The sequence below is a fragment of the Rhodospirillaceae bacterium genome (assembly GCA_028819475.1).
Taxonomy (GTDB): Bacteria; Pseudomonadota; Alphaproteobacteria; order Bin65; family Bin65; genus Bin65.
On record JAPPLJ010000020.1, the window covers coordinates 42,201 to 57,459 of the forward strand.

11 protein-coding genes are annotated in these 15,259 nt (G+C 68.1%); 3 read left to right on the plus strand and 8 right to left on the minus strand.

Features of this window, described 5'->3' with window-relative positions:
• Positions 1–7 precede the first annotated feature (7 nt).
• From sufB to cysE, 4 genes are all read right to left on the minus strand, one after another.
• A complete protein-coding gene (gene sufB / locus OXM58_04700; protein ID MDE0147648.1) occupies positions 8–1,474 on the minus strand; it encodes a Fe-S cluster assembly protein SufB in 1,467 nt (488 codons plus the stop codon).
• Positions 1,475–1,476: 2 nt separating this feature from the next.
• On the minus strand, positions 1,477–1,950 hold the full coding sequence (locus OXM58_04705) for an SUF system Fe-S cluster assembly regulator (GenBank protein MDE0147649.1): 474 nt from the start codon (positions 1,948–1,950) through the stop codon (positions 1,477–1,479).
• 145 nt (positions 1,951–2,095) lie between these two features.
• Positions 2,096–3,199, minus strand: coding sequence for a cysteine desulfurase family protein (locus OXM58_04710; protein MDE0147650.1), 1,104 nt, complete (start codon positions 3,197–3,199; stop codon positions 2,096–2,098).
• Between the two features lie 65 nt (positions 3,200–3,264).
• Complete coding sequence (cysE, locus tag OXM58_04715; protein ID MDE0147651.1) at positions 3,265–3,975, minus strand: serine O-acetyltransferase; 711 nt, start codon at positions 3,973–3,975, stop codon at positions 3,265–3,267.
• Between the two features lie 275 nt (positions 3,976–4,250).
• On the opposite strand from cysE, the gene OXM58_04720 reads away from it, so the two are divergent.
• A complete protein-coding gene (locus tag OXM58_04720) occupies positions 4,251–4,922 on the plus strand; it encodes an alpha/beta hydrolase (protein MDE0147652.1) in 672 nt (223 codons plus the stop codon).
• On the opposite strand, the gene OXM58_04725 is transcribed toward OXM58_04720, so the two are convergent.
• Positions 4,919–6,007 carry an anhydro-N-acetylmuramic acid kinase gene (locus tag OXM58_04725; protein ID MDE0147653.1) on the minus strand — a complete coding sequence of 363 codons (1,089 nt, stop codon included), beginning with the start codon at positions 6,005–6,007 and terminating at the stop codon, positions 4,919–4,921. The two genes, OXM58_04720 and OXM58_04725, sit on opposite strands and share 4 nt — an antisense overlap.
• Before the next feature lie 150 nt (positions 6,008–6,157).
• On the opposite strand from OXM58_04725, the gene tyrS reads away from it, so the two are divergent.
• Positions 6,158–7,420, plus strand: coding sequence for a tyrosine--tRNA ligase (tyrS, locus tag OXM58_04730; GenBank protein ID MDE0147654.1), 1,263 nt, complete (start codon positions 6,158–6,160; stop codon positions 7,418–7,420).
• Here tyrS and OXM58_04735 read toward each other — a convergent pair.
• Entirely contained in the window at positions 7,417–10,536 is a 3,120-nt protein-coding gene (locus OXM58_04735) for an AsmA-like C-terminal domain-containing protein (GenBank protein ID MDE0147655.1), read from the minus strand. The genes tyrS and OXM58_04735 overlap by 4 nt on opposite strands.
• Before the next feature lie 134 nt (positions 10,537–10,670).
• On the opposite strand from OXM58_04735, the gene OXM58_04740 reads away from it, so the two are divergent.
• Positions 10,671–13,694 carry a bifunctional [glutamine synthetase] adenylyltransferase/[glutamine synthetase]-adenylyl-L-tyrosine phosphorylase gene (locus tag OXM58_04740; GenBank protein ID MDE0147656.1) on the plus strand — a complete coding sequence of 1,008 codons (3,024 nt, stop codon included), beginning with the start codon at positions 10,671–10,673 and terminating at the stop codon, positions 13,692–13,694.
• Positions 13,695–13,762: 68 nt separating this feature from the next.
• Here OXM58_04740 and OXM58_04745 read toward each other — a convergent pair whose 3' ends face one another.
• Both OXM58_04745 and OXM58_04750 read right to left on the minus strand, forming a co-directional pair.
• Positions 13,763–14,332 (minus strand): VOC family protein, encoded by a 570-nt coding sequence (locus OXM58_04745; GenBank protein ID MDE0147657.1) that lies wholly within the window; start codon positions 14,330–14,332, stop codon positions 13,763–13,765.
• A gap of 116 nt (positions 14,333–14,448) precedes the next feature.
• The gene (locus OXM58_04750) at positions 14,449–15,150 is read right to left on the minus strand and encodes an SDR family NAD(P)-dependent oxidoreductase (GenBank protein ID MDE0147658.1); all 702 of its coding nucleotides are present in this window, start codon (positions 15,148–15,150) and stop codon (positions 14,449–14,451) included.
• Positions 15,151–15,259 lie beyond the last annotated feature (109 nt).

Consider the following 15,259-nt stretch of genomic DNA (forward strand, 5'->3'; position numbering starts at 1 on the left):
TCGCCGTCTAGCCGACGCTGCCTTCCAAGCTGATGCCGACGAGCTTCTGAGCCTCGACGGCGAATTCCATCGGCAGTTCCTGCAACACTTCCTTGCAGAAGCCGTTGACGATCAGCGCCACTGCATCCTCCTCGCCGATGCCGCGCTGGCGGCAGTAGAACAGCTGGTCCTCGCCGATCCGCGAGGTCGTCGCCTCGTGCTCGACCGTGGCCGTCCGGTTCCGGCTTTCGATATACGGCACCGTATGCGCCCCGCACCGGTCGCCGATCAGCAGCGAATCGCACTGGGTAAAATTGCGACCGTTCAATGCTTTCGGGCCCATTCTTACCAGACCGCGATAGGTGTTGCGGGCCCGGCCGGCCGAAATGCCCTTGGAGATGATGCGCGAGCGCGTGTTGCGGCCGAGATGGATCATCTTGGTGCCGGTATCGGCCTGCTGCGCGTTGTTGGCGATGGCGACGGAATAGAACTCGCCGACGGAATTGTCGCCCTGCAGGATGCAGGACGGATACTTCCAGGTGATCGCCGAACCGGTCTCGACCTGGGTCCAGCGGATCTTCGAATCGTCGCCCCGGCAGGCGCCGCGCTTGGTGACGAAATTGTAGATGCCGCCCTTGCCGGTTTCGTCGCCGGGATACCAGTTCTGCACCGTCGAATACTTGATCTCGGCGTCTTTCAGCGTGACCAGTTCGACGACGGCGGCATGGAGTTGGTTCTCGTCGCGCATCGGCGCCGTGCAGCCTTCGAGATAGGAGACGTAGCTGCCCTCGTCGGCGATGATCAGCGTGCGCTCGAACTGGCCGGTGTCCTTCGCGTTGATGCGAAAGTAGGTCGACAGTTCCATCGGGCAGTGAACGCCGGGCGGGATGTAGACGAACGACCCGTCGGAGAAGACCGCCGAGTTCAGCGTCGCATAGAAATTGTCGGTGTAGGGCACGACGGTGCCGAGATACTTCCGGACCAGGTCCGGATGGTTCTGCAACGCCTCGGAGATCGAGCAGAAGATGACGCCGTGGCTCTCCAGCTCCTTCTTGAAGGTGGTGGCGACGGAAACCGAATCGAACACGGCGTCGACCGCGACCCTGGGCGCGCCCTGAACGCCGGCGAGCACCTCCTGCTCCTTTAGCGGAATGCCGAGCTTCTCGTAGGTCCGCAGCAGTTCCGGATCGACCTCGTCGAGGCTCTTCGGCCCTTCCGTATTCTTGGGCGCGGCGTAGTAGTAGATGTCCTGGAAGTCGATCGCCGGATAGTCGACCATGGCCCAGGTCGGCTCGGTCATGGTCAGCCAGTGGCGGTAGGCCTTGAGCCGCCAGTCGAGCATCCAGTCCGGCTCGTCCTTGCGGGCCGAGATGAAGCGGACGATGTCCTCGTTTAGCCCCTTGGGGGCCGTCTCCATCTCGATCTCGGTTTCCCAGCCATGCTTGTATTTGCCGAGATCGCGGACCTGGGCGACGGTCTGTGCGGTGGCTGCCATGGCTAGCGCGCCTCCTGCGCCAGGCCGGCCCCGTGGGCCTTGTCCGCCGCCTCGAACGGCACGCCGAACATGGTGGGAATGGCCATATCCTCCAATGTCACGTCGGCCAGCGCGCCCCGGATCGCCGTGTTCACCCGGTCCCAGTTGCCGCGCACCGGGCACAGCGATTCGACGTCGCAGTCGCCCTCGGCGCCGTCGACGCAGGCGGTCAGGCTGACCGGCCCTTCCAGCGCGCGGATGACTTCGAGCATCGAAATGTCGCCGGCCGGGCGGGCGAGCCGGTAGCCGCCGTGCACGCCGCGCTGGGAGGCCAGCACCCCTTCCTTCGCCAGCGCCTTCAGCACCTTGGCGACGGTCGGCGCCGGCACGCTGGATTCCTCGGAAAGCTGCGGCGCGGTCACCTGCTTGTCCGGTTCGCGCACCATCTGCGTCAGCACGACGACTGCGTAATCGGTAATCCTGTTGAGGCGCAGCATCGGCGATCCTCCCGAAACACCCGCGGCGAGGCGGCGCGCCGCCAAACCGGACCGGATTTGTCTCGATTAAGGTAGGCCGGTCAGATTGAAATCAAGACCGATCCGGTGCGGTATTGCCGCAGCGGCGGTCCGGAACGCCGGCGGTTCAGGCGGCCCGGCTTTTTGCGGTCACCGTCTCGCTCCAAGCAGCGAGGAATCGGTCGATATCCTCGTCGGTCGTGTACGGGCCCTGGCTGATCCGAATAGCCGACTGCGCGACCCTGTCCTCGACCCCCATCGCCGACAGGACCGGCGACGCGGCGACCTTGCCCGACGAGCAGGCCGAGCCCGCCGAGACGGCGATGCCGGCGAGGTCGAGGCGCATCGTCATCAGGTCGGACGGGATGCCGGGAACGGCTGCGCAGAGAGTATTCGGCAGCCGCGGCGCGCCGCTGCCGATCACGCGGAGCTCCGGAGCGCGCTCGCGCATCGCCGCCTCCAGCCGGTCGCGCCGGTCGCGCACCTCGGCCCAGCCGTCGGCCTCCCGGGCCGCCGAGCGCGCCGCCGCACCGAAGCCGGCGATGCCGGAGACGTTTTCGGTCCCGGCCCTGACGCGCTGCTCCTGCCCGCCGCCGGCGATCAGGGCCGGCCAGGCGCCCGGGTCGCGCACGATCAGCGCACCGGCGCCGGTCGGTCCGCCGATCTTGTGGGCAGTCACGCTCATGCTGTCGCAATGCGCCCAGATGTCCGCCAGCCCGTTCTTTCCCGCGTGCTGGACCGCATCGACATGAAGGCGGACCCCGGCGGCCCGGCACAGTCCGGCGGCCTCGGCCACCGGCTGCACCACCCCGGTCTCGTTGTTCGCCGCCATCAGGGCGACGGCGGCGAGGTCCCGGTTTTCGTCCAGCATGGTTTCCAGCGCCTCAAGGTCGATCCGTCCCTCGGGCAGACAGGCGATCGCCCGCAAATCGCCGATATTTTCCAGGATCGACGGATGTTCGATCCCGGCGGCGGCAACCGGACCCGGCGACGCCTTCATCGCCATGGCGTTGGCTTCCGTCGCACCGCTCGTGAAGACGACAGAGGCGGGATCGCAGCCGGCCAGTTTGGCCACATCGATGCGGGCGCGCTCGACCACGGCGCGCATCTGCCGGCCCTCGCCGTGGACCGACGACGGGTTGCCGCGCAGCGCCATGGCCGCCGTCACCGCCTCGGCCGCTTCGGGCCTGAGCGGGGCGCTGGCGTTGTGGTCGAGATAGACGCGCGTCATCGGCGGGGCGCCCGTTAGCGAAATGAACCCGTTAGCGAATTGAATCTGCGGCGCAGGACCGGCGGTCAGGCGGATTTGGCGGCCGGCGGTTCCTCGCGCCGGTCGCGTTCGGATTCCAGTTCCTCGATCCGCTCGGTCAGGGCGTTGACCTGGCTGCGCAGCGCTTCGATCGCCGGCACCATCGGGTCGCTCAGGTCGCCGGTCGTGCCGTAGGCGACAAACTTCTTCACTGTGCGCTTGTCCTTGGGCATGACGGTCTTGGCCGGAATGCCGGTCACGGTGACGTTCGGCTGGACATCGCGCACGACGACAGCGTTGGCGCCGACCCGCGCGTTGGCGCCGACGGTGATCGGCCCGAGAACCTGGGCCCCGGAGCCGACGATCACGCCGTCTTCCAGGGTCGGATGGCGTTTGACGTTGCGCTGGGCGTCGGAATCGACGCTCGGCGACGTGCCGCCCAGGGTCACGTCGTGGTACAGGGTCACGTCGTCGCCGATCTCGGCGGTCTCGCCGATCACCACGCCCATGCCGTGGTCGATGAACAGCCGCTTGCCGATCTTCGCGCCGGGATGGATCTCGATCCCGGTCCAGAAGCGGCCCCATTGCGAAGTCCAGCGGCCCAGCAGGTACATCCGGCGCCGCCAGAACCACCGTGCCGCCCGGTGGAACAGCATGGCGTGAAAGCTCGGATAGTTGAGGACAACCTCGAACCGGCTGCGGGCCGCCGGATCGCGGGCCATGATTCCGTCGATTTCTTCGCGCAAGGTGCGAAACATGCCGTTGCCGCTCCTCCCTCACGGAGCACCGAAGGCGCATCTCGCCCTCGCTCCGCTACAATCTGGCGCTTGAAACCCCGGTGGCGCGGCAGCATATGGACCGGCGCTCGATACCAATCGGCGCCTGGTTGCACCGCCCCCGCCTCACGCGCCATTCTACCAGATAATGCTTGCTCCAGAGCGGTCAAGACACGCCAAATCCCCGCTTTTCTTGCGGTTTTCCGCCATCGGGCGGGCGCCCGGGGCTACCGCCGTCAACCGAAGGGGTCCGGCGGATGCCTGATGTCATTCTTCCCGGCCCCGACGGCCGGCTCGAAGGCCGCTACCATCACAGCAAGAGGCCGAACGCGCCGCTCGCGCTGATCCTGCATCCGCACCCGCAGCATGGCGGGACGATGAACAACAAGGTCGTCTACCGCCTGTATCACGTCTTTGCACGGCGCGGCTTTTCCACCCTGCGCTTCAATTTCCGCGGCGTCGGGCGGTCCCAGGGCATCTACGACCGGGGCGAGGGCGAGCTGTCGGACGCCGCGGCGGCGCTCGACTGGATGCAGCACCACAACGAAAACGCATCGGGCTGCTGGATCGCCGGATTCTCCTTCGGCGCCTGGATCGGGATGCAGCTCCTGATGCGGCGCCCGGAACTGGACGGATTCATCACGGTCTCGCCGCCGGCCAACATGTACGATTTCTCCTTTCTTGCGCCCTGCCCGTCGTCCGGCCTCATGGTGCACGGCCGCCAGGACACGCTGGTCACGCTGGAATCCGTGGAGAAGCTGGCCGAAAAGCTGATGACCCAGAGGGGCGTCGTGATCGATCTCCGGGTCGTCGAAGATTGCGACCACTTTTTCAACGACCATCTCGATGAGATGCAGGGCCATGTCGAGCAGTATCTCGACGTCGCCCTCGCAACCCCGCGAAAGCGCGTGATCGGCGGCCGGCGCTAGGGCCTGCTGATGATCCCGCCGCTCGTCGGCTCCGGTACGCCGGTCGTCTCCGGGATACTGGTCGGAAGCCCGTCCACGACACGCAATGCCAGCCAGGCGAACGCCTGGGCCTCCAGGGCGTCGCCGTTCCAGCCGGCCGCCTCGACCGGATCGACCGGCGCGTCGAGGGCCGCGCGCAGGCAATCCATCAGAAATCCGTTCCTGCGCCCGCCACCGGCAACGAGCCAGCGCCGCGGCGCTTCCGGCATCCACCCGACCGCGCGAACGACGGATTGCACGGTGAAGGCCGTCAGCGTCGCCGCGCCGTTCTCTATGCTCAGATCGTCGACCGCGGCGTCGAAGGCGTTCCGGTCGAGGCTCTTGGGCGGCGCAGTCCGGAACCAGGGATGGCCGAGCCAGGCCGCGATGCGCCCGCCGTCCGCCGCGCCGCGCGCCGCCGTCTCGCCGTTGCGGTCGAACGGTGCTCCGGTCCGATCCAGCATCCAGTCGTCGATCAGGGCGTTGGCCGGCCCGGTATCGAAGGCCATGAGGAGCGTCTCTTCGACACCTGCGTCCGGCCCTGCGGAACCGATCCAGGTCACGTTGGCGACGCCGCCGAGATTGAGGACGGCGAGCGGCTTGTCGAGACCGGCGGCAAGCGCGGCATGATAGAGCGGCGCCAGCGGTGCGCCCTGCCCGCCCCGGCGCACGTCGGCGCTGCGAAAGTCGCTGACGACCGATATGCCGGCGGCGGCGGCCAGCGCCTGCGCATCGCCGATCTGGACGGTCACGCCGTTTTGCGGATCGTGGTGGATCGTCTGGCCGTGGAAGCCGACCCAATCGACTCCCGCCGGATGCAGGTTTTCCGCTGCGAGAAACGCCTGGAGCGCCACCCGATGGGCCTCCGTTACCGCAGCGACGGCCGCTCCGGACCCTCGATCCTGCCCCAGACAGGACCGGATCGCGGTGCGCTGGTCCGCCGAATAGGCGCTTGTCCGCGCGGGCCCGGCCTCGATCCGCCACGCGCCGTCGGAACGGACCAGCGCGACATCGACGCCGTCGAGCGAGGTGCCGCTCATCATCCCGATGGCGGTGCGCAGCGTCATGGGCGGATGTGGAAAACCGAAGCTGGCATTTCAGTTTGTCCGGGCAATTTGTCCGGCCGGGCGGGCTGTGTTAGATCGCCGGTCCATCAGGCCGCTGTCGCGGTTCGCGCCCCGGTCGAAAAGGGGGCCACGAGGGAGATAGCGCGGCCCATGTCCGGCTTCAAATCCGAATTCATGAACGTTCTGCACGAGCGCGGCTACGTTCACCAGTGCACCGACGCGGACGGGCTCGACGGAAAGGCGGCCGGCGGAGTCGTCACGGCCTATATCGGCTTCGACTGTACGGCGGACAGCCTGCATGTCGGCAGCCTGCTCCAGATCATGCTGCTGCGCTGGCTCCAGAAGACCGGCCACCGGCCGATCGTCCTGATGGGCGGCGGCACGACCCGGGTCGGCGATCCATCGGGCAAGGATTCGTCCCGCCAGCTGCTGAGCGACGCGCAGATCGCCGCCAACATGGCGGGGATCCGCAGCGTGTTCGAGAATTTCCTGACCTTCGGCGACGGGCCCGCCGACGCCGTTATGGCCAATAACGCCGACTGGCTGAACGATCTCGCCTATGTCGATTTCCTGCGCGAATACGGCCGGCATTTCACCATCAACCGCATGCTGACCTTCGACAGCGTGAGACTGCGCCTCGACCGCGAGCAGCCGCTCACCTTCCTCGAATTCAACTACATGATCCTCCAGGCCTACGATTTCGTCGAACTGGCGCGGCGCTACGATTGTTCGCTCCAGCTCGGCGGGTCGGACCAGTGGGGCAACATCGTCAACGGCGTCGAACTGGGCCGGCGCGTCGAGCAGCGCGAACTGTTCGGCCTGACGTCGCCGCTCATCACGACGAACTCGGGCGCCAAGATGGGCAAGACCGCCCAGGGCGCAATCTGGCTCAACGCCGACCGGCTGAGCGCCTACGACTACTGGCAGTTCTGGCGCAATACGGAAGACGCCGACGTCGGCCGCTTCCTGCGCCTGTTCACCGATCTGCCGCTCGGCGAGATTGCCCGGCTGGAGGCGCTGGGCGGCGCCGAGATCAACGAGGCGAAAAAGGTGCTGGCGACCGCCGCAACGGCCATGCTGCACGGCGCGGAGGCCGCCGGGGCCGCGGCCGAAACGGCGCGGCGGACCTTCGAGCAAGGCGAAGCAGATCGCGGCCTGCCGGTCGTCGAGGTGCCTGCCGGCGAGTTGGCGGCCGGCATCCCCGCTTTCGACCTGTTCCGGCGCGCCGGTCTTGCCGCCAGCGGCGGCGAAGCCCGCCGGCTGATCCGCGGCGGCGGCGCCCGGCTCAACGGCGAACCGGTAACGGACGAAAACCAGGCGATCGGCGCCGATGCGGTCGGCCCGGACGGTGCGATCAAGCTCTCCGCCGGCAAGAAGCGGCACGTCCTGGTGCGGCCCGCGCGCGCCGGTTAGTTCCGCTTTTCCTTGCTCTTGCGCCGCTTGCCGCCGCTGCCGAAATCGAAGAGCCGGCGCAGCGCTCCCGGCGTAAGCAGGGCAACCGGATTGACCTGGAATTTCGGCTTGTCCAGGGAGCCCTTGACGGTGAAATGGGCAGCCAGAAGGCCGCTACCCTTTTCGCCGACCAGCAGATCGCCGATGACCGGCACCTTGCCGAACACGCTGTTCAATTCGTAGAGCGGCACCAGCGTGCCGCGCAGCCGTACCTGCCGCTTCGCGCGGCCGATCTCGCCGGCCGCCGTTACGCCGATCAAGCTGCTGTAGGCGCGGCCTTCGCCGATCCGGAGCCGGTCGCCCCGAAGATCGAATTTCATGTCGAGCCGTTGCATCCGGATGCTGCCGTCGATACGGCGGCGTTCGGCGAGCGCGAAGAAACGGGCGATCGCCGGCGCCCGCTCGACCTGGAAATTCTTGAGGCGCAGGGTGCCGGACATCGGTTTGCCCTCGAGCGTCGGGCGGCGAAGGGCGCGGACGGACAGCGCCCCGCCGCGCAGATTGTCGACGATGCCCAGCGCGCGCAGGGCGCCGCCGCCGTCATCGGAGGCGAGCATGATCGTCTGGCCGCCGCCGGCCGGAGTCAGGCGAAAGTCCAGCGATTTGCCGGACGGCAGCGCCGCGGACAGGCGCACCCTGTGCAGAGACCTGCCGTCGTACCGCGCGGCGCCCGTCGCCGACCACAGGGGAAGCGACTTTGCAACGAACAGCCGGTCGACCCGGAATTCCATGTCCAGAGGCTCGATGAGCGGCGCGGCGTTCGAACGGCTTGCTCCGGTGCGCTTCGACTGCGCCGGCGGAGCCTTGAGGAACGGCGACAGGTCGAGCACCCGGCCGGTCAGGCGAAGCCGCCGCCCGGTCTTCGTCCGCCGCTCCAGCACTGCGGAAAGCCGGGTGCGCCCGGCCGACAGGCGGGTGACGGTCAGGCGGCGCAGCGTCCGGCCGTTTCTTTCCATCGTCGCCTTGCCCTGGAACGCGACCGGCGACGATTGCAGCGAAAAACCGGAAATCGCGGCAAGCCGGCCACGTCTGAACTCCAGCCTGGACGATCCCTTCGCCGGCTGCTTGGGCGGTTTCACGATGCCGAGGACGGGAATGTTGAGGCGCGCGCCACGAAAGTCGTAGCTGCCGTCAACGACCGTCCGGCCGTCGTCGTAGGCGCTGAGCGTCACGTCGGCGCCGAACGGGCCGGACAGGAAGCTGCGGATATCGAGGCCCGCGGCGAGCAGCAGCCGGGGCGTCGGCCGCCCCCGGATCGACAACCGGCGGCGCCAGGATTTCGAGGACGGGCCGAATTTCTCGTGCCAGCGCAGCCTGGCCGCCGCGCCGCCGACCGTGCTTTCGCCCTCCAGTTCGAACCCTGTCCTGCTGACGGCAAGATCGAATTTGCCCTTGGCCAGGTTCAGGCCGAACGCGGCCCTGGGCCACGAAACCTCGCGGAGTTGCGCCTCCGCCGCGAACGGAACCTTCGCAAAGGACAGGCTTTCGGCCAGCGGAAAGCCCGACTTCAGCCGGACGCGGGCCTGCCCCCGGATCGCGGCGGGATCGGCCGCCTGCCGTTTGATCGACGCCAGCGTCCCGCGGTCGATCAGGCGCAGGAAATCCTGCACCGATCCGTCGACTGTCGCGTCGACGGCAATCTTCGCGGCATCGCCGCGGAGGCCGTCGATCTGGACCGAACTTTCGTTCACCCTGCTTTTCCCGATCCTGCCCCGCTGGATCCGGAAGTCGATCTTCCCGGTGTCGAATCGCGCTTCGCCGCCCGCATCGCGCAACGCGGGCAGCGCTCCCGGCAAGCGGATATCCAGGCCGTCGAAACCGAACCGGCCGGCGAGGCGACGCACCTGCACCCGGCGGTTCCCGCCATCGCGAACTGTTAGGCGGAACCGGGTATCGATCTTCTTCACCCGCCCGGCGCCGACATTGCGGAGAACCCACTTTCGGGCGTCAGGGCCGACCTTGCCCGGCCACAGCCTGCCCAGCGCCTTGACGCCGAAGCCGGTGAGCGAACCGTTCCCGTCGACGGCAAGTCCGTCCCCGGTGCGCTGCACCCTGCCGGTGAAATCGAGCTTCGTATCGCCGAGATCGACCCGGAGCCGGCCGATATCGGCGGTCCGCGCGCCTTCTTTGAGCGCCGCCGCCAGATGCAGAGACCTGATCCGCACCGGTCCGCGATAGACGCCCGGCACCCTCAGGGTTCCCGCACCGCCTGCGATCTCCAGAGCGCCGCTTTGAAATCGCCCGTCGTCCGAACCCGTGAAGGATAACTTGCCGGACAGCGGCACCTGAAGGTTTTCCAGCGCGCCCAGCGCCTCCGAGACCGCCGCCAGGGTTGCCGGGTCCAGGCCCTGGAATGTCAGGGTTCCGGTTACTCTTCCATCGGCCTTGCGGTAATCCGCTTCGCCGCCGATCCGCGCCGCCTTCCCGCCGGTTCGCAGGGTAAAGGAAACGTCTGCGGCCAGGCCTTCCGGCCGGCGCCGCAACGCAGACCGCAGCGAATCGGCCCGCCACACCCGACGCGTCGGCCGGTCCGAGAGCGTAACGTTGCCACCGACGATCTCGATAGACCGGAGACTTCCCAACGGCTCGGCATCCGCCGGCCGGCCGGCCATACGGCCGAATATCATTGCGAGGAGCCGGTCCTGCCCGCCTGGCTGCGAAGCGCCGGTTCGCAGCGCAATGTTGCCCCGGCCGTCGCGCTCCAGGGCGATCTCCGGCCGTACGAAGCGGATCGACTCCAGGCGCAACTGCCCGGTCAGCAAGGGCAGCAGCGCGATCGTCACGACGACCTCGGGAAAATGCGCCACCTCGCCGCCGTCCTTGCCGGTCAGCCGCAAATCCTTGCTGCGCAACGGCAACCCCGACATATCGCCCGGCCAGACCGCCTCGGTCGTTCCCAGCCCGATCGTCAGGTCCGGAAACGAGCGCGCCAGTTCCGCCCGGACATGGCGGGCGGCGAATTCTGCATCGACCGGCCCGAGATAGAGACGCCACACGACCGCCCCCGCTGCGATGACGACGAGCGCGACGATAACCGCAAGGCTCTTGACGGCAATGCGGATCGGCTTGCGAATCACCGTACCGGCGTCCTAATCAGGGAAAGACGAGAGTAGTGACGCCGGATGTTCCGGCGCTTCGCCGCCCGGCAGCAGGCGGGCCGGCGGTGCGCACCGTTCAGGCCCCGGCAAACGGCACACGAGATGGACAACCGGTGAGCGAGAGTCCGTTCCACCGCCTGAGCACGCCACCGTCACCGTCCGATCCGGATATGCTGGCGCGCAATCTGGAGCGATGGTCGACCGCGGTCGAAGAGGAACTCGAGGGCGAAGCGCGGCTCGATGCAACGCGCTTGCTCGACAGTCGGAACGGGCGGCTCCTGCGCGCATGTTTCGGCAATAGTCCCTTTCTTTCGGAATGTCTATTGAAGCATCCGGACTTCGCGCTGGCGTGCTTCACCGTCGGCTATGACACGGCGATCCGGTCCGCGCTGGAGGATGCCCGCAAGGCGCTCGCCGCGACCGGAAAAATCGACTCCGTCGCCCGCATCCTGCGCGTCGCGCGCCGCCAGGTCGCGCTCGGCATCGCGCTTGCCGACCTGTCGGGCGCGTGGGCGGTCCCGGCGATTACGGCGACGCTCAGCGATTTTGCCGACTGGGCCATCGGCTCCGCCCTGGAGGCCCTGCTGCGCGAAGCCGCGGGCCGCGATGCCCTGACCCTGGATCCGAAAGGGCTCTCGCCGGCCCGCAACTGCGGCGTGTTCGTGATCGGCATGGGAAAGCTGGGCGCCCACGAGCTGAACTATTCGAGCGACATCGACCTGATCGTCTTCTTCGACCCTGAGGTCGTGCCGATCGCGCGGCCCGAACGGCTCCAGCGCGAGATGGTGCGGCTGACCCAGGGCCTGGTCGACCTGCTGCACAAGCGCACGGCGGACGGCTACGTCTTCCGTACCGACCTGCGCCTGCGGCCGGACCCGGCCTCGACCCCGGTCGCCCTCTCCGTCGACGCGGCCGAGGTCTACTACGAAAGCATGGGCCAGAACTGGGAGCGCGCCGCGATGATCAAGGCGCGCATCGTGGCCGGCGACATGGCCGCGGGCACGGCCTTCCTGGAGCGGCTGCGGCCGTTCATCTGGCGCCGCAGCCTGGATTTCGCGACAATTCAGGATGTCCATTCCATCAAGCGCCAGATCAACGCCCGGCGCGGCGGCGGCACCATCCGTTCGCCGCGCGGCCTGCCGGGCCACGATGTCAAGCTGGGCCGGGGCGGCATTCGCGAAATCGAGTTTTTCGCCCAGACCCAACAGCTCATCTTCGGCGGTCGCGACGCCAGCCTGCGCGAACGCGCCACGGTCCGGGCGATCGATTCGCTGGTGGCGGCCGACCGGGTCGAGCCGCGGGCCGCACACGATCTGACCGAAGCCTACGAATTCCTGCGCACCGTCGAACATCGTATCCAGATGGTCGAGGACCGGCAGACCCAGACGCTGCCGGACGATGCCGCCGAGTTCGGCGCCTTCGCCACCTTCATGGGCTATCCCTCGGCCGACGCCTTTCTGGCCGCGCTGTTCCACCATCTCCAGCGGGTCGAAAGCCACTATGCCGGCCTGTTCGAGGAGGCGCCCGACCTGGGCGGGCCGAGCAGCCTGGTGTTCACCGGCGGCGACCACGACCCGGACACGCTCAACACGCTTTCCACGCTCGGATTTGCCGAGCCCGAGACGGTTTCATCCGTGATACGGGGCTGGCACCACGGCCGCTACAGGGCGACCCACAGCGACCGGGCCCGGCAGCTGCTGACGGAGCTGACCCCCACCCTGCTTCAGGCGATCGGCAGTTCGCCGGCGCCGGACGAGGCGTTTCGCCGGCTCGACGCGTTTATCCGCAGCCTGCCGGCCGGCGTGCCGCTGTTCTCGCTTCTGCACGCCAACCCGAAACTGCTCGACCTGATCGCCGAAATCATGGGCACGGCGCCCGAACTGGCGGGAACGCTGGGACGGCGGCCCACCCTGTTCGACGCGCTGCTCGACCGCGGATTTTTCGACCGGGTGCCGGACCGGCAGGCGATGACCGACGGTCTTGCCGAATCCCTTCCCGTCGATTGCAGCTTCGAGGAGAGCCTGGACGCGGTCCGCCGCTGGTGCGCCGAGGCGCGCTTCGGGATCGGCGTGCGCTTCCTGCACGGCAGAATCTCGGCGGCGGAGGCCGGCGGCGCCTATGCCGATGTCGCGGATACGGCGGTAACGGCCATCCTGCCGCGTGTCGAAGCGGCGTTTGCCGAAAAGCACGGCCGCTTTGAGGACGGAAGCTTCTGTATCGTCGGGCTCGGCAAGCTCGGCGGCCGGGAACTCACGGCAACCTCCGACCTCGATCTGCTGTTCGTGTATGACGACCGGATCGGCGAGGCCCAATCGGACGGCGCGAAACCGCTGGCGCTCAGCCTCTACCATGCGCGCTTCGCCCAACGCCTGTTCAGTGCGCTGACGGCGCCGACGGCCGAAGGCGGCCTTTTCGAGGTCGATCTCCGGTTGCGACCCTTCGGCAACAAGGGGCCGCTGGCGACGAGTTTCTCGGCGTTCGAGGACTACCAGGCCAACCATGCCTGGACCTGGGAGCAGATGACGATCACCCGTGCCCGGGTTATCGCCGGAACCAAAGCTCTGGCGCGCGATGTCATGGCGGTCACGACCCGGTCCGTCAACCGGCCGCGCGAGGCGGCGAAGCTGGCGGCCGACGTCGCCGACATGCGGCGGCGGCTGGCCGAGAACCGCGAGGCGCCGACGGTCTGGCACGTCAAGAATATGCCCGGCGGCATCCTCGACATCGAGTTCGTCGCGCAATTCCTGATCCTGCTGCACAGCAACGCCCACCCGGACCTGCGGCACGCAAATACCGCCGCAGCCCTGACGGCGCTGCGAAAGGCGGGATGCATCGATCCGGACGATGCCGATACGCTGCTCCGGGCCGCCGGCCTCTGGCAGACGATCCAGGCGATCCTGCGGCTGACCGGCGCCACGCTTGACGCGGACGGTCGGCCGCCGGCCTCGCTGCATCCCCTGCTCTGCCGCGCGGCCGATCAGCCCGATATCCGCGTGCTGGAAGCCGAAATGACGGAACTGGCCGGCGCCGTTCGCCGGATCTTCGACCGTGCGGTGACCGAAACCGCGGCGGGCGCCGCACCGGCCGAAACCGGCCCGCTGCCGTCCCACGCGCTGGATGCCGGCCAGGGAGACTGAGTCCATGCCGCTTGCCGAAGGCGGCACGGCCCGGATTTTCGCCGGGCCTGCCGGGTCGCGGGCCTGCCCTATGCCGAGGGCCGCTGCGCCGGATCGAGCCCCAGTTCTTCGGCAAAGCGGGCGCGCCAACGCTCGACCGGTTCCGCCGTCGGCTCGGTTTCGAGCATCCGTCTGGTGATCTCGGCGATCTCCCCGTCGCTCAGGGAGAGGTCCAGGTTGTCGGCGTAGTAGGGCTGGTTCACATACCAGGGGGTATCGACGAAGGCTTCGGTGCGGTTGCCCTCCGGGTCGTGGCAATAGACGGCCCAGGAGACCCCGTGGTTCATGGTGTGGACGCCGGTGACGCCGGGATAGTCCTGAAGCGCCCGGTGGATCTGTCTGAGCCGGTCGAGGTCGTTCACCTCGAAGGACATGTGGTTGTAGTGAACGCCCTCCCTCGACGTTCGTCCCTCGTAGAGCACCAGCTGGTGGTGGTCCCTCGGGTCGGCGCAGAGAAATACGATCTCGCCCGTCTCCCCGGCAATGCCGCGATCGGTGACACGAAGGCCATAGACGGTGGTGAAGAAGTCCACCATCCGGTCGACGTCGAAAACGTGGAACCCGGCATGGCTCAGTCGGATCGACGGTCTCAGAGTCATGGAAGCCTCCCGATCGGGACGTGGCCGTTACCTTGACCGGCGCGCCGCAGCGGAGCGCGCACCGGAGCCGTTCTGTTTCGGCGGTGGCCGAACCGTCAACGGCGGCGGCCGGCCGGTCAGAACTTCTCCACCCATGGCCGCAGCTCGACCTCCCAGGTCCAGGCGCTGCGGTGCTGGCGGTGGACGTGAAGGTAGGTCTCGGCGATGGCGTCCGGCAGCAGCAGCCCGTCGTCGCCCCTGTCGTTGCGCGGATCGTCCGGGCCCGCGCTGATGCCGCCGTCGATCACGAAATGGGCGACGTGAAGGCCCTTCGGCTGCAACTCCCGCGCCATGCTCTGGGCCAGGCCGCGCAAGCCGAACTTGCCCATCGCGAAGGACGCCGACTGCGGATAGCCCTTCACGCTTGCCGAGGCGCCGGTGAACTGGATCGAGCCGCTGCCGCGCGGCAGCATCAGCTGCGCTGCCTTCTGGCCGACCAGAAAACCGCCATAGCAGGAGATGAGCAGCGCCTTGCGCACCTCCTCCCGGTCGAGGCCGGAAAGCGGGCCGCGCTCGCGGTAGCTCGGATTGTAGACCACCAGGTCGGGCACGCCGTGGTCGGCGACCGCCGCGTCGTACAGCGCGTCCACGGAAGCGCCGTCGATGGCGTCGCATACGCGCGCCGTCGCGCCGGTCTCGGCGATCAGCCCGGCCAGCTTGCCGGTATCGCGCGCCGCCACTGTCACCGCCATGCCCTGCGCCGCGCACAGCCGCGCCAGCGATGCGCTGAGGCCCGGGCCCGTGCCGACGATGAGCGCGGATTCTCTGGTCTCGGTCATGCCTGTTCCCCCGATCGGTCCGTCGGACGATAGGTAGCGCGGCGGCGTGCGCTGCGGGGAGGACATGGTGACGCCCGGCCCTGCCGGCCGTTCCGCCTGAAACGGTGGC

Bases quoted from the DNA above. Each gene is read 5' to 3' on its own strand.
- OXM58_04750 (MDE0147658.1), bottom strand. From the start codon at position 15,150: ATGACCGAGACCAGAGAATCCGCGCTCATCGTCGGCACGGGCCCGGGC.
- tyrS (MDE0147654.1), top strand. From the start codon at position 6,158: ATGTCCGGCTTCAAATCCGAATTCATGAACGTTCTGCACGAGCGCGGC.
- OXM58_04710 (MDE0147650.1), bottom strand. From the start codon at position 3,199: ATGACGCGCGTCTATCTCGACCACAACGCCAGCGCCCCGCTCAGGCCC.
- OXM58_04725 (MDE0147653.1), bottom strand. From the start codon at position 6,007: ATGACGCTGCGCACCGCCATCGGGATGATGAGCGGCACCTCGCTCGAC.
- OXM58_04705 (MDE0147649.1), bottom strand. From the start codon at position 1,950: ATGCTGCGCCTCAACAGGATTACCGATTACGCAGTCGTCGTGCTGACG.
- OXM58_04720 (MDE0147652.1), top strand. From the start codon at position 4,251: ATGCCTGATGTCATTCTTCCCGGCCCCGACGGCCGGCTCGAAGGCCGC.
- OXM58_04745 (MDE0147657.1), bottom strand. From the start codon at position 14,332: ATGACTCTGAGACCGTCGATCCGACTGAGCCATGCCGGGTTCCACGTT.
- sufB (MDE0147648.1), bottom strand. From the start codon at position 1,474: ATGGCAGCCACCGCACAGACCGTCGCCCAGGTCCGCGATCTCGGCAAA.
- cysE (MDE0147651.1), bottom strand. From the start codon at position 3,975: ATGTTTCGCACCTTGCGCGAAGAAATCGACGGAATCATGGCCCGCGAT.